The organism is Romboutsia sp. MSSM.1001216sp_RTP31141st1_G3_RTP31141_220114, from assembly GCF_039031195.1.
Taxonomy (GTDB): domain Bacteria; phylum Bacillota; class Clostridia; order Peptostreptococcales; family Peptostreptococcaceae; genus Romboutsia_C; species Romboutsia_C hominis.
Map to the genome: position 1 here is coordinate 32253 of NZ_JBCIUO010000003.1, position 24478 is coordinate 56730.

The following is a 24478-nucleotide window of genomic DNA, read 5'->3' on the forward strand; positions in this document are numbered from 1 at the left end:
AATATTCATGTACATACCTACACGTAAAGGATGTTAAAAATTATTTTTTCTTAAATTCCTTGTTATCTAAAATAATAACCTCTGACCTAGCTTCCTTTGCTGCCTTCTTTGTATGATTTACAAGTTTTATAACGTCCTTGTATGATTTTTTTGCTCCCTTTACTAGTAAAGGTACTCCTATAAAATCAATTTTTAACCACCTAGAAAATAATCCGCCAAATGTCATTGGTAATGAAACGGTTGGCGACGTATTAGAAAATATAATTTTCTCATTTAATAGCTTTTGTTTATGAAGCATAGAAGCTAAATTATATAATCCTGGAATTAAAACCTTTGAACGCCCCCTACCTATAGTATAGACTTCATTTCCATCTTTATCACTTCCATGATAAAAAAGTTCTCCACGATTTCCGTATACTAACTTATTAAAGTTAGGTAAGTTCAATATTTCATCTTTAGTCGGTTCTTGAGTTTCATCCAGCAATTCTAGGTGATAAGCCATTGCTAGAATAGATGAGTGTGTTCCTCCATAACAATTATATATGTATATCATTAAAATCACCTAATTTCCTATTTTTTGATTTATTTTAATAATTGTAGTATATACATTAAATATTGGAATTAAACAAACTTTGAACAAGTTTCATCCAAGTTCTTCAATATTTCTATCTACTAAAGAGGCTCTAGCATAAACTGCTAAAGCCTTAACTTTTGCGAAAAGGATTAGGTTTGAAGCCACGGTACTATTGTTTACCGTACGCTTGATTTTGAGTTAGATGTTAAATATCCATAAATTATATACAAATTTTTATTTTTACACAATTTATCATCAACCTTCTCTTCAAAACAAAATAGGAAGGATTATTCCTCCTTATTAACTTAGTTTTCCGTAGCTACACCTTAGAAGTATATTAAGTATCTATAGATTCATTATCAAATTATAGACCTATATTTTCTTTAATTTGCCTTATTAAATTTTCCTTATTTTCTTCTAGTTGAATAACTCTATTTACATTTGCTCCAGATGGATGTGGAAATCCTTTAAGAATCTGTTTTTCACAAATAATTCCTTCCTTTGATAACTTATACAGCACCTCTTCAACTGCTCTGCCTAACGGTATTATTAATATTTCTTTAAAATTTTCAATTCTACTGAGTTCTTTAATAAAATTATCATATACATATTTCATTAAAAATGCACTTTTTGATAATTTAGGTGTATGTCCTGAATAGTTCTGTTTTTTTACAAATACAGGATAAGGTACTAATGATACAGTATGTAGTAAATAATCTTTGTCTTCAAATAAGGTAGAGCAACTATTTATACTTAACGCCTCATTAAGTTTTATATCATCTAACATACTAATTATATTCTTTCTTAAACTTCCACTAAATCTACCGGCCACCTTACATTTATATTGAATTTCTTCAATATTAGTTTCTAACTCTAGTTCTTTTCGAGCAGTGGAGATAGCTGTACTCATTTGTTGAAATCCAGGTGTTATTCCAATAATAAATATCTTAGCTTTTGAATTTAAATAATCATTATGTGGAGCATAATATATTTCTATATTTCCATTTTTTTCTATAAGCAAGTCATCTATTAATAATTCATTTTTTTCATATTTATCTTTTATAGGAAGATGTTTTATAACTTCTGCATATTCATATAATGTTTTTTTCATACTTACCTCGCTATCTTAGTTTTCATTATTTCATAATACCCTTTTTATTGTACTTCTAAAAACTGATTATACTCCTCAGACAGCTATATTTTTATTATTTCCTATATTTTATATTCTCTTCTACTTTTATCATTTTTATTTTAAAAATTAAATTAGACATCTACTTATCGTTATTTCTAAAAAAATCACTCTATACAGTTAAACAATAATTATGATATTTTGGTAGTTTTATATTACTTATAATTTTACAATACAATAAAACCGTATCACTTACTTGTGATACGGTTTATTATTATTTAACATAATTTTACTAATCATAGTTAACTTATATTAAATTATATCTTTGTAATAATTCTTCAATTACAGTTCCTGAAACTTCTTTCTTAATTATATCTAATTTAATTTTATCTAATAATGGTAACTTAATATCTTTTAATTTTTTACCATCTAACATCTTAGAAGTTGAATCAAGTAACACCCTAATATCATAGCAAGAACCAAATACCTCAGGAACTCCACGGTCAACATCAAGTAGTGTATATACAGCCTCCATAGCAGTTCTTACAGAATACTCTGTTGTAAATATAGTATCACGAACAGTCTCTGCAAATTGACCAATAAATGCAAAGTTAACACATTTATCTGGTACTACTTTTGGTCTATCTCCAGCTGTTCTTGGCATAAAGAATGAAGTAATGTATGGCATCATGCAAGGAATACAATGAGCAGAATTTTTTGCCATCTCAGGAATTTCATCTACTGGAACTCCTAAATGATATAGCCATTCTTGAGTAATTTCATAACCTGTGCACTCCTTCATTGGTTTTTTTATGAAATCTCCATCTACATCAGTAAATAATCCATAAACCCATACAACAAGCTCATTATCTGGTTGAGATTTAAAATGTGGTTGTCTATTTAAAGTATAACTCATTAGCCAAGATGAATCTTTAACTGTAACAATTCCTCCTGTAACAACTTTTCCACTAAATGGATTACGTTTACATACTTTTTCTATATATGGTGGAATTTTATTATCTAAAGTAGTTATAGTAGCAGATTCCCAATTAGTTTTATTTATATTAGTACAGAATTTATCAGGTCTACCAAAAGAAGAATCTTGTGCTGCTATGTTTCTCCAAAGTCTCCAGCAACCTCCTTCAGTAGTATTTAAAACTGGTGAATGATCATCATCACCTAGACTTGAATTTTCTGTACAACTACCATTTGTAACAAATACTAAGTCATCTTCTACTAAATCAATAGTTTCTTCTTTTCCATCCTTAATACAAACAATTTGTTTTGCCACTTTTTTATCTTCTGTTATTTCAAAAATCACATTGGTAACAGTTGTGTTATACTGAAAATGAACCCCATTAGACTCTAGGTATTTAACCATTGGTAAAATTAATGATTCATATTGATTATATTTTGTAAATTTTAAAGCTGAAAAATCAGGAAGTCCACCAATATGATGAATAAATCTTTGAATATATCGTCTCATTTCAAGGGCACTATGCCACTCTTCAAAGGCAAACATAGTTCTCCAATATAGCCAAAAGTTTGATTCATAGAATTCTTTTGTAAATACATCTTCAATTTTTTTATCATATAAATCTTCTTCTTTTGCCATAAATAATTTTATTATTTCCATAGATGCTTTTTCTGTTAATGCAAATTTTCCATCTGTGTGAGCATCTTCTCCACGGTTAACTGTTGCCCTCATTAAAGAATAATTTGGATCTTTTTTATTTAACCAATAAAATTCATCTAATACAGAAACTCCTTCAGTTTCTATTGAAGGTATTGATCTAAATAAATCCCATAAGCATTCAAAGTGATTTTCCATTTCACGACCACCACGAATAATAAATCCCTTCTGAGGATCATTAATTCCATCACAAGCTCCACCTGCTATATCCATTTCTTCTAAGATATGAATATGTTCACCTTTCATTTGTCCATCACGAACTAAAAAACATGCAGCAGCTAAAGATGCCAAACCAGCTCCAACTAAATATGCTGATTTTCTATCCACACCTTCTGGTTTTTGTGGACGTGCAAATGCTTCGTAATTCCCATTACTATAATACATATAAATCATCCCCTATACTTTAAAGCTTATTTATTATAAAAGCTTTAGTAATTTATTTATTAATATCATATTCCCATTTAAGATTTTATTATATAGACAATATTAAGGCTTTGTAAAAATTTTAAACATAACTATAAATCTGTAAAAAAACTAGACAAATAATAATATTTGTCTAGTTTATATTTTCTATCTATTTTTGTACTAATCCCATTTGTCTGTTCTATATCTCTCTAAAGCCTCTTCTATATTTCCACAAATCAATGTATTTAATCGCTTAATAATATCTTTAGGATTTTCTTTCATTCCTTTTTTAATCCATTCAAGCACAATACCTACAAATGCATACTTATAAAAATCTGCAATAAATTCTTTATCTTTTTCTCTAACTGCCATATCTTTTGCCTTTTCTTCTACTACTCCCATAAGAAGTAATTGTACTTCATTATATAAGTAACGTTCTAGATGTTCTCTACTTACAGAGTTGAATGTATTTAATACAAAAGATTTATTATCTAGTATGTAGTTAAATATATATTCAAATCCCTGTTGCCAAGTATCGTATGTCTTTTTCCCATCTAAAGCTCTTGTTGCTTCATATGTGTAAACCCAATCTAGTAGATCGTAAATGTCCTTGAAATGATAATAAAATGTCTGCCTATTTACTCCACAATCTTCTGTTATATCTATTACTTTTATTTTTTCCAAGGATTTTTGGGCTAACATTTTTTTCAAAGATGCAGCAAATGATTTTTTAGTCATTTGAGACATATATATCCCCTCCATTATTTTAAACTTGTAAAATTCCTATTTATATATCCTTTTTATCAAATATTTCTTAAACTTTTATTATTTTTCATTAGAATATATAGTTCCACCAATTAATTCTTCTTCTTTTTCTAAATAAGCTCCAAATTTTGGATTTATTGCTTTGAAAAACAGATTTATAAAATTTAATAATATAAAGAATACTACATATGTTGCTATAAATATTTCTATATTTCCTAATAATTCAAATACATTTCCTATTATTTTATAACCTATTGCTCCAAAATATGTTGATAATTTAAAAGCTGCTAATGTTGCAATTGCTAATGGGAATGTAAATGCTGCATATGTTGGTTTAAATCCTTCTTTGAAAAGCTTTAGTATATATCCGTAAACAACTACTAGAAGTATTAATCCAGTTATTATTAACCAAGTTAGCATATATATATTTGGATTTGGATCTATAGTTAATATCCCAACTATTCCAAGTGGAGCTGGTGAACAAACTATACCAACAGTAGGTAATTTTTTATCATCTAGTATCTCACTTTTAAATACTATATAAAGAACTAATGGTAATAGTAGTGTGTAAAATATAAATCCAAACATAAGCATAAAGTTTGCTATTGGTGGAATTATTCCTCCCATTCCTTTACTTGCCACACTTCCTGTTATCATACCTGTATATATGATAAAACAAGTTGGCATTATATTATTAAAGTTCTTTTCTTTAATTCTTATTATTGTGTAATATACTACAATAGCATAATGATATACTACTGCTCCTAACCATAAAGCACTGCATACAGTTGGAAATTGTGGATAGAAAAATCCAGAAACTAACCAAGTTACCATACCCATAGTTGGATAAAATGTTCCTATAACCGGATCTCTTAATTCTTTTAACATTACTTTTGGAAATCTTATAACTCTCATTAGCATTAATGAAAGCATTATTATTGCTATAGTTATTGCAATTGGTTTTAAATAACCGATATCTTTAATTAACCAACAATTACTAAGTGTTATAAATGCCAAACATGTGCCACTTATTCCTATGTGTAAATTTTCAAGCTTATCTAAATATCTGTTCATACTAACCACCCTCTAATTTGTTATCGATGTATTTTAATATTTATTTAAATATTCTTTATAATTTTTCAAAGTATAAAGTAAAATTCTTCCATACCCCTTAATTTAATTAATTCCCTCTATAAATCACTTTAAAACAGTTCATATTTCAAATACTTTCTTTGAAGGCTTAAATATTTTCGATATTACAAGAGCTATTTTATCTTTGTAAGTTCACGATGAACTTAAGATAAATAAGCAAGATAATACTATCTTAAATTAGTTATCTAATAAATTTATGTACAAGGAGGTATGTTAATGTAAACTACAAAGAGATTAGTAATGTCTTTTAAGAATACTTTTTGAAGAGTTATTTTTATATCAGTTGATTATCCTAGAGAAGGTGTAGATGAAGCTGAAATAAAAAAGTTATGGACATGATAGTTGAGAAAAATATATTTGCTCCTAATGTGGGTGATATAGTGGAAAATGTTGAAGCTAAGATAGTTGTAATAGATACTACTGAGTTTGATTTAGTTGTGTAGTAGTTTAAGAGTTGGCTTCGGTATAGAATTTAGACAAAGGTCAAAGAACGGCCTTTAAGTGTTTCTTAAACAAATCTTTCTCTTCTAGAATCTTCGCTTTTTTTATTACTCATCCAATCATGAATTGCAAAAAGTAATACAATACACTTGCTAAAAACAAATATATTGTCATAATTTAAATCTCTACTATGTAATATTCATCTTGGATTTACTTTGAAAAAATCCAATTTTAAATAATTGAAATTATCCTTAAAAAGTGTTATGCTATCAAAAGAAATCAAAAAATGTCGTTACTATATATAATTGATTATATATTAAAGAGCTTATTTTTATAGGCTCTTTTTATATCTTATTAAAAAGCAGACCTTTAGGTCATTAGCGACATATCGCTTAATCAAAGCGAATTTTTTTTAATGATAAAGAGAGGTAATTATATGATAAAAATTGACAACTTGTCCTACTCACTTCCGCAAAAATATCTATATAATAATGTTTCATTTACATTAGAAGATGGTCAACATTGTGCTTTTATGGGCGCAAGTGGTAGCGGAAAAAGTACACTTATAGATATAATAATGGATCCAGAAAAATATATATTTGATGGTAAGTTAGAAATGAATCCAAATTTAAGAATTGGGTATGTAAGTCAGTTCTCACAACTAGACAAAATAAAAGAAACTACAGTTTTCGAATATATAGCAGAAGAGTTTATCAAGCTACAAGATGAAATATCATCTATTTGCAGTGAAATGGAAACATATTCTGATATTGATGCTTTACTAGAAAAGTACCAAGAAGCTTTAGATGTATTTGATGCAATTGATGGTGACGATTATGAGAGTAACATTAATAAGAAACTAAATCTTGCAAATTTAACTAAGCATAAAGATAAAATGATATCTGAACTTAGTGGTGGAGAATTTAAACTTATTCAAGTTATTAAGGAAATGCTTAATAACCCAGATTTAATGATTATGGATGAGCCAGATGTGTTCTTAGATTTTGAGAATCTTAACGCTCTTAAAAATTTAATTAATTCTCATAAGAAAACAATTTTAGTTATTACACACAACAGATATTTATTAAATCATTGTTTTAATAAAATTATCCATCTTGAGAATACAGAACTACAAGAATTTGATGGTAGATATGTTGATTACAACTTATCTCTTCTTCAAACTAAAATCGAGTTACAAGAAATGGCTATTGCTGATGAAGAAGAAATTGCGAGAAATGAAGCTTTAATCGAAATATTAAGAGAGAGAGCAACCTATAATACTGAAGCTTCTAGAGGTAGAGCTCTAAAAGCTAGAGTTAAAATCCAAGAAAGATTAGAAGCCAAAAAAATTAAAGCACCATTTGTAGATATTAAACAACCGTATATCAATTTAGATACAAATAATGAAATTGAAGAAACTATTGCTTTAAAGGCTAGTGATTTTTCTATATCATTTGATGAAGTTCTTTTAGAAAATGTTAACTTTGAGATAAAATCTACTGATAAAGTAGCTATTGTTGGTACAAACGGTGTAGGAAAAACTACTTTATTAAAAGAAATATTTAAAAATAATAATAAATCTATTAAAATAAATGAAAACATTAAGCTAGCTTATTTATCTCAAATGCAAAGTGAAGTAGTAAATGAGTCTAATACAATACTTCAAGAGTTCTATGATGTTGGATTTGAGACTTATGGTGAGATTAGAAGATATGTTTCAAGATATGGTTTTGATTCAGATATACTTACACAAAAGATTGAATCTTTATCTGGTGGAGAAAAAAATATACTTCAATTAGCGAAGGTTTCTGCTAGTAAAGCAAATATGTTACTAATGGATGAACCTACAAGCCACTTAGATATTTATTCTCAAATGGCTCTAGAAAAAGCCATAGCAAATTATAAAGGTGCTATTTTAATGGTTTCTCATGATTATCATTTTATAGTTAACTGTGCGGATTATGTTTTACTTATTGAAGATAAGACAATTAGAAAAATGAGCATGCGTAAATTTAGAAAGATGATTTATGCTAATCATTTTGACAAAGACTATCTGCAAATTGAAGAAAAGAAAAAATCAGTTGAAATGGAAATAGCTTCTGCTTTAAAGGATACTGATTTTGAACGTGCAAAAACTTTATCTAAAAAGTTAGAAGATTTAATTAAATCATTTTAAATAATAATCCCTTTATAATTGACAGATTTGTCAATTTTAAGGGGTTATTTTTATCTCATAAATTAAAATCTATAGTTCACTAAATTATACAAGTCATAACTCCGTTATTTATGATACAGTTTACTACTATTTATTCTAAATAACTAGATATTAATATATGCCTAGTTATTAAATAAAATTTGTACAACACAAACCATCTTTTGAGTTATACAAATTTTATCTAATATTTATGTTATTTACATTTTTATTCCCATTATGTATTTCATTTCTTCTGTTACATCTTTCCACTCATTCTTATTAGAGTCTTTTTTATAATCTCTGTCTTCTTTTTTTAAATCAAAAGTAATATTACAATACTCGCATATATACTTATATATATCATCGTTGTTGTCATCTTTATAAACCTTTTCTAATTCTATCCTATCATTTTTCCCACAACATGGGCAAATTACTGTCTTATACTTTCTAGCGTCTACGTCTATTATCTCTTGTCTCATGTTTACTCTCCTTCATTTTATGTGATTTGAAATATTGTAAAGTTTTATTTTACTTCTTTGTTTTAAATATACCCTAAATATTTAAAATAAAACTTTGTGAAATATCGAAAATAACCTTTGTTCACATAAAATTGCATTTCACCTAGCTAGATATTTTCCAAATTACTTTTCATTTAAGACCTCATTCTTTATAAATTCTTCATTGTAATATAAGTTATATGTTGTAAATGGTGTAATTTAATTTTATAGTTATATCATATTTTTTCTATTCTCACTTCTAAACTAGTTATAAACTCATCTTCATTACTAGTCTCATATATATCAACATCATATATTTCTATAGGATCGCCTACTATCTTATAGCCATTTTCTTTTGCATAGTTATACATAGCTTTTAAATATTTTCTATTATTTTCGTATTTTCCTTTATAGGTACAACTTATGTAATCACCTTTTTTCAGGCTAAAATTAGATATTTCACTATCATCTTCTAAAAAAGCAATTACATGCTTATACTTATCTATTCTTCCTTTTACTATACTTTTACTATCAAGTATAGAACCTATATTGTTGTTTCCTATTATATAAAAATTATCTTCAAGCTCTTTTCTCAGTTTTTGAATAAGATAATCTACACTTTCATTACAATCTACATTTCCCCTAACTACTAATGCTTTTCGCTCATCATAATATTTCACTTTTAATGTTTCAAAATCATTTTTGTTGATACTTTGTTCTATTACTTTTAGCCTACTTTGAATATTTCTTTTTTGATTTAGTAATATTTCTATTTTATTTTCAATTATGTTCATTTCTTCTTTTAGCATTTTTTTAGTAGACTCTATATCCCTCTTTTCAAGATATTTTTTTATTTCTTTCATAGGTATATTTAAATTTCTAAGTTCTCTTATTAAATTTAGTTTACATACATCATCTATACTATATAATCTATATCCATTTTTATCTCTAGTTGGCTTTAATATTTCAAGTTCTTCATAATATTTGATAGCATCTCTTCCTATATTGTAAGTTTTTACTAATTCTCCAATTTTATAATAGCGCTTCATGACTTTCCTCCTATAAAAAAATTCACTTCTCTCATCTCGCCAATGATGTGACACTTACTCTCACTTTTGTAATATAAATTGTCTAAAATATTTATTTATATCACTAAAATACAAATAATGAATATACTTATATGTATGTATTTATATTAAATAAATTTAACAAATCAAATCTTCTGAATATATTGATATAACTTAATTATATCCAACATTAATAATCTTAGATTTAACAATCTTTTTTATTAAAAAGTATTTGACCTGTGTATTATACCATAGTTTATAGTTATTCTTGAAGGGAGTTGATATTATGTCTACAATAGCATTAAAAAGCAATAACAAAGGCTTAAATAAAAAATTTGTTAAATATGTAATTCCTTCTGTTGCTTCCATGTGGGTTTCCGCTTTATACGTAATGGTGGATGCTATGTTTGTTAGTAAAGGAGTTGGACCAGATGCACTTGCAGCTGTTAATATAGCTATGCCTTATACAAACTTTATATTTGCTCTATCAGTTTTATTTTCAATAGGCTCATCAGCCGTTATATCTATGGAACTTGGCAACAAGGATATTAAAAATGCTAGTAATTATTTTTCTATTACAATAGTAGGGCTAGTTATAATATCTTTTATTATAACTATAATTAGTTTATTATTTTTAGATGAAATAGCCTTATTTTTAGGTGCTACACCTGGGATTTTACCTATGGTTAAAAATTATTTAAGTATTATAATTTTATTTATCGTGTTTTACATAATAAGTTATGCACTAGAAGTATTAATCAAAACAGATGGTTATCCCCATTTATCTACTATAGGAGTTATAATATCTGCTATAACAAATATAGTTCTTGACTATGTTTTTGTTTTAAAATTTAACTGGGGTGTTGAGGGTGCTGCACTTGCTACTGGCCTTGCACGTGCTTTTTCTTTTATATTTTTTATGTTCCATTTTTTTAGTAAAAATTCTAAGTTAAAAATTTGTAAATTTAAATTTGAGTTTAGTTACTTTAAAAGAATAATGACAATAGGTTTTTCAGATTGTACTACAGAGTTGAGTATAGGTATTGTTATACTTTTATTTAATCAGTGTATACTTAAATTCTTAGGAGAAGATGCTTTAGTAAGTTATAGTGTTATTTCTTATATAAACACTTTAGTGTTATCTACTATGCTTGGTATATCCCAAGGGATTCAGCCATTATGTAGTTATTATTATGGAACTAACGACAAATATGCTATAAAATATTTACTTCACCTTTCACTTAAGGTTGTTTTAGTATGTTCAATTTTAATATTTATAGGGTGTATGTTATTTGATGATTTTATAGTCCTTATGTTTATAGATAAATCTGATATGAATTTATTTAATTTTACAAAAAACACTTTTAAGATTTTTTCAGTATCTTTCTTATTACTAGGCTTCAATGTGGTTATCTCAGGATTTTTAGCATCATTAGAAAGAACTGCTGATGCTTGTATAATATCTTTAAATAGAGGTCTTTTTGCTGTGTCTTTATCTTTAATAATTATGATTTTAATATTCGGTGGTAATGGAATATGGATTTCAACAATAGCTTCTGAAGGAATAGTATTATTATTATCAATTATGCTTTTAAAGAGATTTAATAAAAATTTAGACCAACTTACTTATAACCCTACAGCTCACGAGATAAAAACTATATAATCCTATAATGTTTATATTTAACTTAAATACAATATCCTTAAACAAAAAACTATGAAATACATAATTTATAGTAATATATGTATTTCATAGTTTTTTTAATTAGTTTACTTTATAAAAGATTGTCAACAAGTTTTTTACATTCATCTTCTATATCTTCTATATACTCATGTATATATATACCATTTCCACAAGCATATACATTATCCATAGAAGTCATAAATTTATCATTAACCTCTGGTCCTGTTGTTGATGGATTTAATTTTATATTACTTCTCATGGCAACTAGACCATCAGATAACATAGGTCTTGCAAATATTAATGTATCACATTTTACTATTTCTTCTTTGTCGTCTTTGACTAATTTAACACTCTCTATTCTTCCTTCTCCATAAATTGAATCTATTTCATAGTTATTATATACTTTATCAGTTAAACCATAAGTATCTACATCACTATCTTTAGATATTATACCAACTACATTTATATTTCTATTTTTTAACTCATCTTTTATCATATATAATGTTTTATTATCATATATAAGTATATTTTTTCCTGGTACAATATTCCCCATATTAAGTATTTTATTTGCCATACCTACAGTAAGTATTCCTGAACATCTATCTCCTACCATATCTAATGCTTTTCTTGAACCTTCTTTAGCACCATTTGCAAGTATTATATTTTTTCCCTTTATCTTTTCTATACCATTTGCTGGATTTGTGCAAAGTATTTTATTTTCATCTTCTATCTTTATTACCATTGTATCTAGTTTTATATCTATTTCACATTTCTCAAGTTCTTTTAGTAAAAACTTTTCGTAAGTTTTTCCTGTTATATATCTTTGTTTACTTATATTATAATAACTTAAATTTAAACTTCCTCCCAATACATTATCTTTTTCTATTAATAATATATTTTTTATTCCCTTTTTATAAGCTTCTATGGCGCATATTATACCGCTAGCTCCTCCTCCAATTATAATTAAGTCATATTCTCTCATAGTCTTAATCCTCCTTAAATCCAACAGCTATTGAAGATTTAGAATTTTTATTTACTTCGCTTATATCTATTCCTAATTCTTTGCTTAATATCATACTTATAGGTATCATGCATCCTGTTCCTTGGCACCCACCCATCATGGCACGAGTTCTTCTTTTTATTCCATCAAGAGTTGTTGCACCTAATGGTCTTTTTATAGCATCTATTATTTCCCCTTCTGTAACAAACTCACATTTACATATCATCTTTCCATATGATGGATTTATAGCTATTAATTTATTTTTCTCTTCTATACTTAACTCTGACATTCTAATCATTTTTTTTCTAATTTCTTTAAAGTTTTCTTTTTCCTTTAAATTAATAATATCTGATATAATGTCAACTACGTACTCACCAATAGCTGGTGCCGCTGTTAATCCTGGTGAATCTATACCTATTACATTTATAAAATTTTTACAATCTTTAACTTCTTCAATTATAAAATCTCCACCATTTATTTTAGGTCTTAATCCACTAAAAGTATTTAATATTCTATCTACCGGTATATCCTTTATAGTTTTTTTGCTTTTATATAATATTTCATCTATACCTTCTCTTGAAGTTTCTAAATTATCATTATATTTAGCATTTGGACCTACTAATAGATTTCCATCTACTGTAGGAGTTACTAATACACCTTTACTTAATTTACTTGGAACTTGAAATAGAGTCTTTTCACATAAGTTACCTGAAACTTTATCAAATAAACAGTATTCTCCTTTTACAGGTTCTATTTCATATTTAATCTCACTAACTAGATTGTTTAAATGTGCACCACATAATCCTGATGCATTTACAACTATTTTACTTTCTATTACTTCTTCATCTTCTAAATGTATTTTATATATATTATTTTCTAATTTTATATCTACAACAGCTTTTCCTAGTATAAAATCAACTCCATTTTCTACTGCATTTTCAGCAAAAGCTAAAGCCATTTCATATGGGCTTACTATACCTGATGTCTTTACATGTAAAGCCCCTAATACATCTTTATTTATATTTTTTTCTATACTTAAAACTTTTTCTTTGTCTAAAATTTCTAATCCCTTAACTCCTATTTCTTCTCCATTAGACTTTAATTTTTTTATACTTTCTAATTCTTCTTCATTAAAAGCCAATACTAAAGCTCCATTTCTTTTAAAAGGAAATTGTAATTTATTAGCTAAATCATCCATCATTTCATTTCCTCTTAGATTTAGCTTAGCTTTTAAAGTACCTTTTTTCTCATTGTATCCACCATGTATAATACCACTATTAGCTTTTGATATTCCTTCAGCTACATCTTTATTCCTATCTATTATAGCTACATCTAAGTCGTATTTTGATAGTTCCCTAGCTATAGCACAACCTACTACTCCTGCCCCTATTACAGCAATGTCTTTCATATTAGTTCCTCCTTTGTAAAGAGCATTTTAATTTTTTCAATTGTTTAATTTATAACTATATTATATTATTACTATTTTCATAAGTAAAATTGATAATAATAATGATAACCATCAATATTTTTTATGTATAAAAGTAAAATGAAAAGTGTAATCATATAATAATTTCTTATTAAATAATTACACTTTTTATTTTAGTCATTTATCTCTAATTGTCCATACTCTTTATCGCTTTTACTTATCATCTCATGACTAAATTCTTTTACTTCTTTAGTTTTAGCATTCACAGTTATTTCATATTTTTCATTACCTTTTACAAGTACTCCTTTATATTCATCACCATCATGATCTTTATCTAAATGAATACTTTTTATAGTAGCATCAGGAACTTTTTTTAACATTATATCCTTAGCTTCTTTTTCACTTATTAGTTTTTCGCTACTGTTATTTGTTTTATTGTTTGTATTATTATTTTGAATAATTTCTTGCTCATATTCAACTATATCACCAGTTTTTGCATCTACATCTACTTCATAGACTACATTATCTTTAGATACTTTTGAATTATATTTTGGTGTATCATCATTTTCATAGGCTATCTCTACTATATTTCCATTTGGTACTTTTTGTAGTATTATTTCTTGCGCTTGTTCTTGTGATAAAACGGCATCACTATTTCTCATTAGCCAATAACTTAATCCAGCTCCACATATTACAATTACCCCTAGCCCTATGGCTACTGATTTATTAAATTTCATGATATTACTGTTATAAAAATTATAACAGTTTCACCTCCTCTATGTCTTATCAGTATAATTCCTTATTATTAGATATATAACCATTTTTTACATATTCAAACATATTTTTATTTCTATAGACTATAATCTTGATTTTATAGCTTTTCAATATACAAATAGTGCTATATCCTCTTTATATAATTTTAGATATAGCACTATTTGTATTTATTAGATAGAATATTTTTTCAAATCTTCAATAAATTTTATAACATTTTCTTTTTGTGTTGCCCAAGATGTAACGAGCCTTATACATGAACTATTTTCATCTATTTCACTCCATAGACTAAATGAATAATCTTCTTCTAGCTTTTCTATAATTTCATTTTTAAATATTGGGAATAATTGATTAGATGGTGAATCTACCAAAAATTTATATCCTAATTCACTAATTTCTTTTTTTAATATATCTGCCATGTCATTTTCATGCTTACCTATTTCAAAGAATAAATCATCTTTAAATAACTCTAAAAACTGTATGCCAAGTAATCTGCCCTTAGCCATCATTGCACCTTTTTGCTTTATATTAAATCTAAATTCTTCTTTTAATGAATCCTTACATATAACTAAAGCCTCTCCAAATAATGCTCCATTTTTAGTTCCACCTATGTAAAATGCATCAGTTAAATATGAAATCTCACTTAAAGTTAAGTCATTTTCTTTAGCACATAATGCAGAACCTAGTCTCGCACCATCCATATACAATAATAAATTATTTTTTCTACAAACATAGCTTAATTCTTCTAGCTCGCTTTTAGTATATATTGTTCCTATCTCTGTTGAATTAGATATATATACAAGCTTAGGTTTTACCATATGCTCATCAGTATGTTCTTTAAGCACTGATAATATATCTTCTTTTTTTAACTTGCCATCTATAGATTCAACAGAAATAACCTTATGCCCAGTTGATTCAATTGCTCCTGTTTCATGTACTAATATATGACCAGTATTAGCCGATATTACTGCCTCATAAGGTCTTAAAAATGCAGATATAGCTGTTAGATTAGTTTGAGTTCCACCACATATAAAATGTATATCTACATTTTCATTTTTTAACTTTTCTTTAATTAATTCACTCGCTTTTTCACAGTAAGTGTCTTTTCCATAACCTTCACTTTGTTCTAAGTTAGTTTTTACTATTGCCTCAAGTATTTTAGGATGTGCCCCTTCACTATAATCATTTTTTAAACTATACATATTTCCCCCTATTTGTGTGGATAATTATACTTTACTTAATTCTACCATTTATTAAATATTTTTCATATACAGTAAATATGTTTAATAAAAATTTGTTTCTCTTAAAATATGTGTCAGCAAATCATCTCAAAATACTTTTTTACATTTTATGATATATTTACATATCTTATATGTATGAGTTATCAACAGTTTTATTCTTAGTATTAAATCCTTGTACATAAAAAGTACTCTCTATATCTATTAAAAATTATAGAAATCACTTTTTATTATTTAAGCTATATTTAATTTTTCAATAATTTCACTTTCAAGCATATCTATATCCTTTTTATCTAAGTAAATTCTATATAAACTTATTATTAATGATTTTTCTAAGTCATTTTTAGAAGTTTCAAAAATATTTTTATAAACCTCAAATAAGTCTTCTTCATTTAAATTTGGATTTAACTTTTCTAACAATTTTTTTATTAAAATAGACTTATCTTTAGAACTTCCACTTATTAATATAGTAAAGTTTATATTTGTAAAAATATCATTTTGCTTACTTAAAAATTCTTCAATACAACTTAAATTCATCTGTTTATTTATATAATTAATTCTCATCCAAAAATAATTATTTTTTATTGTTATTGTTTCTATATCCTTCTTACTTATAGTTCCTTGAACTATTGAATCTAGTGTCTCATTATCAAAATCTACATATTTTTTTATAATGTTTTTCATATCATTTTTAATTCTATATGGAAACACCATATTCATAGCTAACCAAGCAACTATAGCTGCAATTAAAACAAATATTACTCTATCCTCTAATAATTTAAATATAACAGCACTTGGTTGAAGCATTTTTACAGCTAATATAGCAGTCATAGTTGTAAATATACATCTTATATTATATTTTTTTATAGATAAGGCAAAATATAATGCTATTAAAAACACGGCTCCGATTAGTATTATATTTTTGTCTATCACCCTGTATATTAATTCAAATATTATAGCACCTACAACTGTTCCTACAACTCTATCAATAGCCTTTTTACTTCCTTGTTCTGCATATGGAAGCAATATTAAAGCTAATGAAAGTACTATCCACTTACCTTCGTATATATTAAAATAACCTACTATAAACACAAATATAGAAATTACTAAAGATGCCTTTAAGGCTATATTAAATCTTAGAGATGACATGTTAAAATTGTTTTTAAATATATCTATATTTGATTTTAACTTTTTTTGTAAATTTAATCTCTTTCTTATCTTCTCACCTCTAGATTTATCTTCTATATATCTACAAGTTTCATCTATAGCTAACCTTAAGTTATAGTAATTATATCTAGCTAAATCACCTTCTATATTTTCTAATTCTAATTCATTATAGTATTTTCTAAATGTAATTTTTATATCTTTTATATCTTTTTTACCTAAAATATATAAATTTACGTCTTCAAGAATACATTTTAATTTTAGTAATCTATCTTCATATATTTCATTTTCCTTTATATAACTTAGGGTAGTATTTATTTTTTTTAATAGTATTACTATTACTTCTAATATATATATATCATCTAATTCTTTACTAGATTTTTCTATAACCTCATATATATTGATTTGTATAGTTTTAAGTAAGATACTTACTTTTTTGTTTTCATCTTTTATATTTTTATTATCTAATAATAAATCTATCTCTTTTTTTATTAAGTCTATAGCACCTGTAATTTGCTTATCAGTAACTTTATAAAAATTATATTTAGTTATTATATAATATAAAGCCATTATCACAAATGATGAAAATATAAGAGCTAATATTCTTTTAGGCATCTGTGAAAATGTTACTGGATAATAAAGTAAAAGTATATATAACATCATAAATCCAGCAGTTTTTGGCGTTTTAAGTTCATAGCTAAATCTATAATATATCCAAAAGCTTAAAATCAAGCTAACTATATATGCTAAAAAAATATCTAAACTTGCAATATAAGCTGCAACTCCTATAACTATTTGTATCAAAGATAATATGATTATTCTTCTTGGAACATTTATTGTGTGATTCTCCCCAAACATGCTAGCTGCTATAGAAACTGTCGCAATTCCTATTAAAACATTTTCTTTTCCAAATATCATAAATGAAAATATAGCTATTGCAGATATAAGAAATATTTTCATATTTTTTATTTGTTTTTTAATGTCAATTTTCACTTTCATCACCTTCTTATAGAATTTACGTACTTCTTTAAGTATAAATCAAAAATTTTATTTATAATATATTTTTAGTTTTTTTTCTAATTTTTAGATTATTAATTAAATTCCAACTCTATTTTATGCAAAAAAATCTAAGCAACTTTATAATTAATATAAATCATTTGTATATAAAAAAAGTACTTACTATAAATTTTATAGAAAGTACTTTCTTCTTTAATACTGATGACTTAACTCTCCTTTAGTATTATAATCATCATATAATTTCTTTTTTCTTTTCATAAATATAAACACACCAATCATTAGTATTCCCTTAATTATACTACTTATAGTTATACTCCACCAAACTCCAGTAAGTCCAAGTAAGCTTGGATTTGATATTAAGTAAGCTGTTGGTACTCTAAGTCCTGTAAATATAATACTTATTATAGATGGTATTGAAGTTTTACCAAGTCCTTTAAAAGCTCCTGATGTTATTATTTCTATACACATAAACAATTGAGAATATCCAAGTATTTTAAGATAAATAGTTCCTTCTTTAATAGCCATTTCTTCTTGTATAAATATAGTAAATACCTGCTTTCCTAAAAAGACTAATATTAAAGTATTTATAAATCCAAGTATTATAGCTAATATTAAAGTTAACTTAAATCCTTTATTAACTCTATCAAACTTTTTAGCTCCATAATTTTGCCCAATAAAGCTAGATAAAGATGAGGATAAACCTTCTGCTGTCATCCAGGATATAGACTCTATTTGAGACCCTACCTTTTGAACAGCTACTGCTACTGGTCCAAATGACGCCACAACCACTCCTAGTAACATAGAAAATCCTGTAAACAATCCACTTTGTAGAGCTACTGGAAGCCCTACTTTGTATAGTATTTTATAATATGTTATTTCTATATTTCTAAATAGTTTTATTTTAAAATATCCATAATCATCCTTTTTTATTCTATATATAAATAAAGATGTAACTACTATTTGTGCTACGACTGTTGCAATAGCAGCTCCTGCTACTCCAAGTTTAGGAAAACCAAACAAACCAAGTATAAGTATTGGGTCTAGTATAATATTAGTTATAAGACCTACCGCATTTATTTTAAATGGAGTTTTACTATTACCCATTCCATTAAATATAGCTGTAAATACTGGATTTATAAAATAAAATATCATTCCTAAAGATACTATATATAAGTATGTTCTAGACATATCTATAACTTTTATATCGCCTAATCTAAAAAATCCTATTAATCCTTTATTAAACACTATTAAAAATGATGTATATAATGTTGATAGTATAATATTTATTTCTATAGCTGATTTTATATAAGATCTCGTTTTATCAAGATTTCCTTCACCAATACTTTGTGCAACTTTAACTTCCCCACCAATTTTGGATATCATTACAAATGCCATAGCTAACCAAGGAAAAAATCCTGCTGTTCCAACTGCTGCAACTGCACTACTACCAGCCTTGCCGACCCAGATCATATCTATCATGTTATAAGCCATTTGTATAAATGACGTCCCCATTATAGGAAGTGCTAACTTTATTAATTTATCTAATATCTTACCATTAGTTAAATCTATTCTCTTTTCCAAATATTTCACCTCTTTTGTAAACAAAATAAACTAGATTAATATCACTTAATAGTATGTATTTTTAAATATAACTTAAATAAAAAGCATATTTATAAAAGTATATCAGAAATTTTTTTATTTTCAATATAATTAAATTATTTATACATATTTTTAATATATTTTCTATTATAGTAAATAAAGCCTTAAAGTGGTTAAATATTATTAAATCCAACTTTAAGGCTTTTTGCTATTTACTTATTTATACTATATGTTTCATTTCCTCGTAATGTTTTATGTATATTTTTTTCTAATATGACCTTTCCTCTTGATAAGATTTTAATATTATCAACACTCCAATCATCACCCTTAGTAACAAAATTATTTTTTCTTATCCAGAAGTTATTTATCTTACTTAAATCAATATTTTTTCCATCTTTAAGCTTTATTATATAATTATCTATTTGACCTTTTTCAAAATCATTTCCTGCATTATCTAACTTCCATTCATATTTTTTATTATCAGAAGTTTCAAATCCAAAATATACGAAATCATCAGTTCCTGCATATTTTTCATTTGAAGTTTTTAAAATAACATTAAATTCGTTTAAGTTCTTAGTATCTGAAGAATCTATTATAGTATTAGATACTTCATTTAAAAATCTATATATAAGCTTAGCTGAACTGATCTGAGAGTTTTTCATAGATTCTACTGCCGAATATTCCCAATCTTTTGTTGAATTTTTCATTGTTGAATAACCATAATATAAATTCTTAGCTTTTTTTGCATATTCATAAGAATTTTCACTCATCCAAGCATCAAAATCTTTATTTTCTAATGCATATTTATAAGCACCATTTTCTGTATTATAATTCATTAAATCTATTGCATAATTTTCTTTTCGTTCTTCAACATAACTTTCAAACTTTACATGTCCTATACTATCAACAGCTGTAATATTGGCTGCATGATAAGGAGTATTCAGATCTCCAAGATAATGTAATCCTTGTCCTAATAAAAAAGTAGCTTCTTTATAATTACCTTTTTCCCACTCATTTTTTGCATCAGTTGTAAATTTTCTAACTTGTGATTCTGCATTATCATATATAGGTGATGCCACATACCACTTATTATCAAGTGTAAAATTATTTTTAGTATCTGGATCCCAAAAATGATCTTGATATAAATCATAAGCATTTGGATCATAATCTGGATATGTCGATCCAAGTTGTAAGTCTCTTAAGTTAGATTTTAGAATATCAAGATTTGACTTTAATAATTGAGGTTCTGATTTGCTTAAATCTTTTTCAATCATTTTAACTGCTTGAGTTGCAATTAAAGCGTGCGTTCCTGTCCCATCTTTTTTACCATCCCAAGCATAAGATGTTGAACCCATAGCTACAAATAACATTGAAATTACAAATGCTTTTGCGCTATTTTTCTTTATATTTCTTATCATAGCCTTGTTTTACCTCCAAATATCAAAATACTTTATAATTAAAAATATATAAAAACGCTTTCTCTTTCAATATTTTTGCATATTTTGTAACTTTTTGTAATTTTTTATAATTTTTTGTATTTCTTCAAGGTAAAATCATTATTTTAAATAATAATTAAAGTGAGGTATAATAACCTCACTTTAATTACATTCTTCACTTTTTTTATTGTACATAAACATATAAAACGATGCGCTAAATATTACAAAATATCCAAATACGCTAAACTTATCGGGAAATACACTAAATAATACTACACTTATTATTGCAGAGAATATTATATTAGAATAATCAAATATAGATATCTCTTTAGCTGGCGCATATTTATAAGCCCAAGTTACACCAAATTGGCCTACAGTCGCAAATACCCCTGCAAGAAGTAAATACATAAGTTGTATCATACTCATTGGCTCATAAGTCATAATCATTATCGGAAATATTACAACTAATGAGAATAAAGAAAAATAAAATACTACAGTCGCTCCATTTTCTTTTTTACCTAATACCCTAAGACAAGTGTATGCTGATGCCGCACATAAAGCACCTGCTACACCCACAATTGATGGTAACATTTCTAAATCAAATGTTGGTTTTATTATAAATAAAGCTCCTACAAATGCCACTAATACAGCAGCTATTTGATTAGTTTTTATCTTTTCTTTTAAAAATAACGCAGAAAATATTATAACAAAGAATGGACTTAACTTATTTAACATATTGGCATCTGATAACACCATTCTATCTATTGCATAATAATTAAATATTATACCAAGTGTTCCAAATGCTGATCTTAAGTTTAATAATCTTCTATTTTCCCTACTTCCAAAATAACTTTGTTTTGCTTTTGTAACCATTATAAATGCTACTACACAAGAAACTAAATTTCTAAAAAATGTCTTTTGAAAAGTTGGTAAGTCTCCTGCTAATTTTATAAAAGCCGACATCATAGCAAATCCAAATGCCGAAACTATTATACATATTATACCTTTACTTCTGTTACTTAACTCTGCCTGCACGATATACCTCCTATGTAATTTTTTTATTTATCTTTTGTATGCAATTATTTATTATATATTAAAAAAAACTATCTAGCTAGTTTTTTATATAATCTCATAATCATAGTCCAACGTTACATTACTTGTGTTTATATTATATAAATTATATTCTTCTCCAAAAAAAGTCAGTAATATTTTTTTACCTTCAAATGGTTCTAAACCTCCATTTATGTCTATTCTCTTAAAAATCTTTTTAGCAAATACTCTGCCAGTAGCATCTTTTAACTCAATCTTAAAGTTATTAATATCATTAATAGTATTTTCTGTTAAGTTTAGTAAATATCCATTAAGGTATAAAGTATTTTTTTCTTCAAATATATTATTTACTATTAAATTCATACTATCTTTCTTTACCTTAAAGTTTCTTGCAGAATAAATACTATTTCTATTTAAATAATTACCTTTTAAATTTTTAAAGTCATAATTATTTACATCTTTTTCAGTAATAAATTTATTATATCTTTGTCTTTTCCTATAATTATAATCGGTAAGTAATAATCCTTTATATATGTTTTTTATATTTGAATCTATTAAGTTACTCTACGTTTGTATAATACCTAATGTATCTGCATTAGATATTCCGACTACTCTTTGTTGTATTAAGAGTTCATAATAATTATTGTAAATTTGCTTTGTGGGAAAAATTCCATTTGGTGCATCTACATATGCGTCAACTGCATTTTTAAGCTTACTATTAGGTAAATATAAATACTCCAGATATTCTTTTTCTTTTGATGAAATATCTATTGTATATTTTTTCTTTCCACAATTTACGCTTACCTTATAATCATCTTTAAAAGTTGCGCTACAATTATTATTTTTATAAAATATATCTTGGTTAAATATCTCTATTAATTTACCATCTTCATATTTATATATAACTCCAATTTCAAATCCTCCAGACCCCCCGAATCTGCCTCTAACCATTATTTCTGATTTATTGTCTCCTGTAAAATCTCCTAAAAATAGTTGCATATTATAACCAGAATATTTGATATTAACAGTAATAGGATCACTATTTTCTGATTTTAAAGTAAGGTCTATATTATCGACATAGGGGATTCCTTCAAAAGGATATACTCCTACTAATATTACTTCATCTTTTGAGTTTACTTTACTTATATTCCCATAACTGCTATCTATTAAAACTTTCTTTGTAAGGCTTTCCATGGCTACTCCCCCCCCTAAACTATTTTACTCTAGTTATAATATCTTATGAGACTTTATATATTAATGTTATATTTAAAATACACATTATAAACTTACACAAATTAATATACTAGTCAAATTACTTGGCATATATTATAAAGTTATTTTATTAATAAAATTTTTATATTTTGTATATATAAAGTTTTCCTTCTTAGCCTCGTGGTCTTTATCATCTAATATTCTCATATGATAAGCATATATTGCATATTCACCTAGTTTATCTACTAATTTATTGTTTACATATGCCCCAACAAAAGCTCCTATTCCTGGCACTAACTGAAATAACTTTGCTAAATCAATGTAATCTCTATACTCTTGTTGAAAGCTTCTCCAATCAAATGCATTAATATCATCAGATAACTTATGTTTAAAATCATCAAAGCATTCCATATTTTCAAATACATAGTTTACATGCTCTTTACTTGAAAAAGCAAGCTGAAATATGTTTAATATATATAATCTTTCTTTATAATCATTTGTATCAAATCCATATATGCTAGCAATTTCATAAATAAGCTTTATTTTTATACTAAGAAGTAATGGAAAGTCACAAAGCCCTATAAATATGCCTCCTGCCCCTGTTCCAGCACCTTCTATCATAGCAGTTCTCTTATAAATTTTTATCTTTTCAAGAGCTAGATTATCTCTTTCTTCTAAAGATATATCTAGTATAGGTTTTTTAGTAGTATACTTAGACCCAAATAAAACCATTTTAGTCATATTTTTTATAGCTACAGTTAATATTTCGTGGTACTTTTGAGGTAAAACGGAATTTATTTTATTTTGAGTTTCTTTTGATGCTTTATCTATTATAGATGGTTTTTTTCGTATTTTCTTTTTCCATTTTTTTAATTCTTTTAGTTTAATCTCATTATAATTTTGCATTTTTTCACCTATTTAAAATTTATATTAATTATTTACATAATATATTTATTATACATATAGA

21 protein-coding genes are annotated in these 24478 nt (G+C 26.1%); 3 read left to right on the plus strand and 18 right to left on the minus strand.

The window, feature by feature from the left end; genetic code table 11:
* Positions 1-40 precede the first annotated feature (40 nt).
* The 5 genes from ABCP60_RS07055 to ABCP60_RS07075 form a co-directional block, all read right to left on the minus strand.
* Positions 41-553, minus strand: a complete 513-nt coding sequence (locus tag ABCP60_RS07055) for a DUF3189 family protein (RefSeq protein ID WP_092925507.1) — start codon at positions 551-553, stop codon at positions 41-43.
* A 385-nt stretch (positions 554-938) separates the two neighbouring features.
* Entirely contained in the window at positions 939-1685 is a 747-nt protein-coding gene (locus ABCP60_RS07060; RefSeq protein WP_195238134.1) for a hypothetical protein, read from the minus strand.
* Positions 1686-2010: 325 nt separating this feature from the next.
* A complete protein-coding gene (locus tag ABCP60_RS07065; RefSeq protein ID WP_343101526.1) occupies positions 2011-3780 on the minus strand; it encodes an oleate hydratase in 1770 nt (589 codons plus the stop codon).
* Between the two features lie 201 nt (positions 3781-3981).
* Positions 3982-4548, minus strand: a complete 567-nt coding sequence (locus tag ABCP60_RS07070) for a TetR/AcrR family transcriptional regulator (RefSeq protein ID WP_092925501.1) — start codon at positions 4546-4548, stop codon at positions 3982-3984.
* Between the two features lie 78 nt (positions 4549-4626).
* Positions 4627-5640 carry a TDT family transporter gene (locus ABCP60_RS07075; RefSeq protein ID WP_092925499.1) on the minus strand — a complete coding sequence of 338 codons (1014 nt, stop codon included), beginning with the start codon at positions 5638-5640 and terminating at the stop codon, positions 4627-4629.
* Positions 5641-6047: 407 nt separating this feature from the next.
* On the opposite strand from ABCP60_RS07075, the gene ABCP60_RS07080 reads away from it, so the two are divergent.
* Both ABCP60_RS07080 and ABCP60_RS07085 read left to right on the plus strand, forming a co-directional pair.
* Positions 6048-6161 (plus strand): DUF2922 family protein, encoded by a 114-nt coding sequence (locus ABCP60_RS07080; RefSeq protein WP_092925497.1) that lies wholly within the window; start codon positions 6048-6050, stop codon positions 6159-6161.
* A 434-nt stretch (positions 6162-6595) separates the two neighbouring features.
* Complete coding sequence (locus tag ABCP60_RS07085) at positions 6596-8335, plus strand: ABC-F family ATP-binding cassette domain-containing protein (protein WP_343101527.1); 1740 nt, start codon at positions 6596-6598, stop codon at positions 8333-8335.
* A gap of 236 nt (positions 8336-8571) precedes the next feature.
* Here the strand turns inward: ABCP60_RS07085 and ABCP60_RS07090 are convergent, their stop codons facing one another.
* Both ABCP60_RS07090 and ABCP60_RS07095 read right to left on the minus strand, forming a co-directional pair.
* A complete protein-coding gene (locus ABCP60_RS07090; protein ID WP_092925493.1) occupies positions 8572-8832 on the minus strand; it encodes a hypothetical protein in 261 nt (86 codons plus the stop codon).
* A 254-nt stretch (positions 8833-9086) separates the two neighbouring features.
* Positions 9087-9899 (minus strand): MerR family transcriptional regulator, encoded by an 813-nt coding sequence (locus tag ABCP60_RS07095; RefSeq protein WP_343101528.1) that lies wholly within the window; start codon positions 9897-9899, stop codon positions 9087-9089.
* 304 nt (positions 9900-10203) lie between these two features.
* Between ABCP60_RS07095 and ABCP60_RS07100 the strand changes: the two genes are divergently transcribed.
* Positions 10204-11580 (plus strand): MATE family efflux transporter, encoded by a 1377-nt coding sequence (locus tag ABCP60_RS07100; protein WP_092925489.1) that lies wholly within the window; start codon positions 10204-10206, stop codon positions 11578-11580.
* Positions 11581-11689: 109 nt separating this feature from the next.
* Here the strand turns inward: ABCP60_RS07100 and ABCP60_RS07105 are convergent, their stop codons facing one another.
* The 11 genes from ABCP60_RS07105 to ABCP60_RS07155 all read right to left on the minus strand — a co-directional run bounded on the left by ABCP60_RS07105 (position 11690) and on the right by ABCP60_RS07155 (position 24417).
* Positions 11690-12580, minus strand: coding sequence for an FAD-dependent oxidoreductase (locus ABCP60_RS07105; RefSeq protein ID WP_092925487.1), 891 nt, complete (start codon positions 12578-12580; stop codon positions 11690-11692).
* Positions 12581-12584: 4 nt separating this feature from the next.
* Entirely contained in the window at positions 12585-14006 is a 1422-nt protein-coding gene (locus ABCP60_RS07110; RefSeq protein ID WP_092925485.1) for an NAD(P)/FAD-dependent oxidoreductase, read from the minus strand.
* A 191-nt stretch (positions 14007-14197) separates the two neighbouring features.
* Positions 14198-14761 carry a PepSY domain-containing protein gene (locus ABCP60_RS07115; RefSeq protein ID WP_092925483.1) on the minus strand — a complete coding sequence of 188 codons (564 nt, stop codon included), beginning with the start codon at positions 14759-14761 and terminating at the stop codon, positions 14198-14200.
* Positions 14762-14968: 207 nt separating this feature from the next.
* The gene (locus tag ABCP60_RS07120; RefSeq protein WP_195928608.1) at positions 14969-15997 is read right to left on the minus strand and encodes a low specificity L-threonine aldolase; all 1029 of its coding nucleotides are present in this window, start codon (positions 15995-15997) and stop codon (positions 14969-14971) included.
* Positions 15998-16267: 270 nt separating this feature from the next.
* Positions 16268-18190 (minus strand): FUSC family protein, encoded by a 1923-nt coding sequence (locus tag ABCP60_RS07125; RefSeq protein ID WP_343101529.1) that lies wholly within the window; start codon positions 18188-18190, stop codon positions 16268-16270.
* 216 nt (positions 18191-18406) lie between these two features.
* Complete coding sequence (locus ABCP60_RS07130; protein ID WP_092925477.1) at positions 18407-19795, minus strand: MATE family efflux transporter; 1389 nt, start codon at positions 19793-19795, stop codon at positions 18407-18409.
* Positions 19796-20025: 230 nt separating this feature from the next.
* On the minus strand, positions 20026-21231 hold the full coding sequence (locus tag ABCP60_RS07135) for a zinc dependent phospholipase C family protein (RefSeq protein WP_343101530.1): 1206 nt from the start codon (positions 21229-21231) through the stop codon (positions 20026-20028).
* A gap of 180 nt (positions 21232-21411) precedes the next feature.
* A complete protein-coding gene (locus tag ABCP60_RS07140) occupies positions 21412-22284 on the minus strand; it encodes a DMT family transporter (protein ID WP_330383730.1) in 873 nt (290 codons plus the stop codon).
* 84 nt (positions 22285-22368) lie between these two features.
* A complete protein-coding gene (locus tag ABCP60_RS07145; RefSeq protein WP_343101531.1) occupies positions 22369-22662 on the minus strand; it encodes a hypothetical protein in 294 nt (97 codons plus the stop codon).
* 201 nt (positions 22663-22863) lie between these two features.
* Entirely contained in the window at positions 22864-23493 is a 630-nt protein-coding gene (locus tag ABCP60_RS07150) for a hypothetical protein (RefSeq protein ID WP_343101532.1), read from the minus strand.
* Between the two features lie 132 nt (positions 23494-23625).
* Complete coding sequence (locus ABCP60_RS07155; protein ID WP_166505548.1) at positions 23626-24417, minus strand: EcsC family protein; 792 nt, start codon at positions 24415-24417, stop codon at positions 23626-23628.
* Positions 24418-24478: the final 61 nt, after the last annotated feature.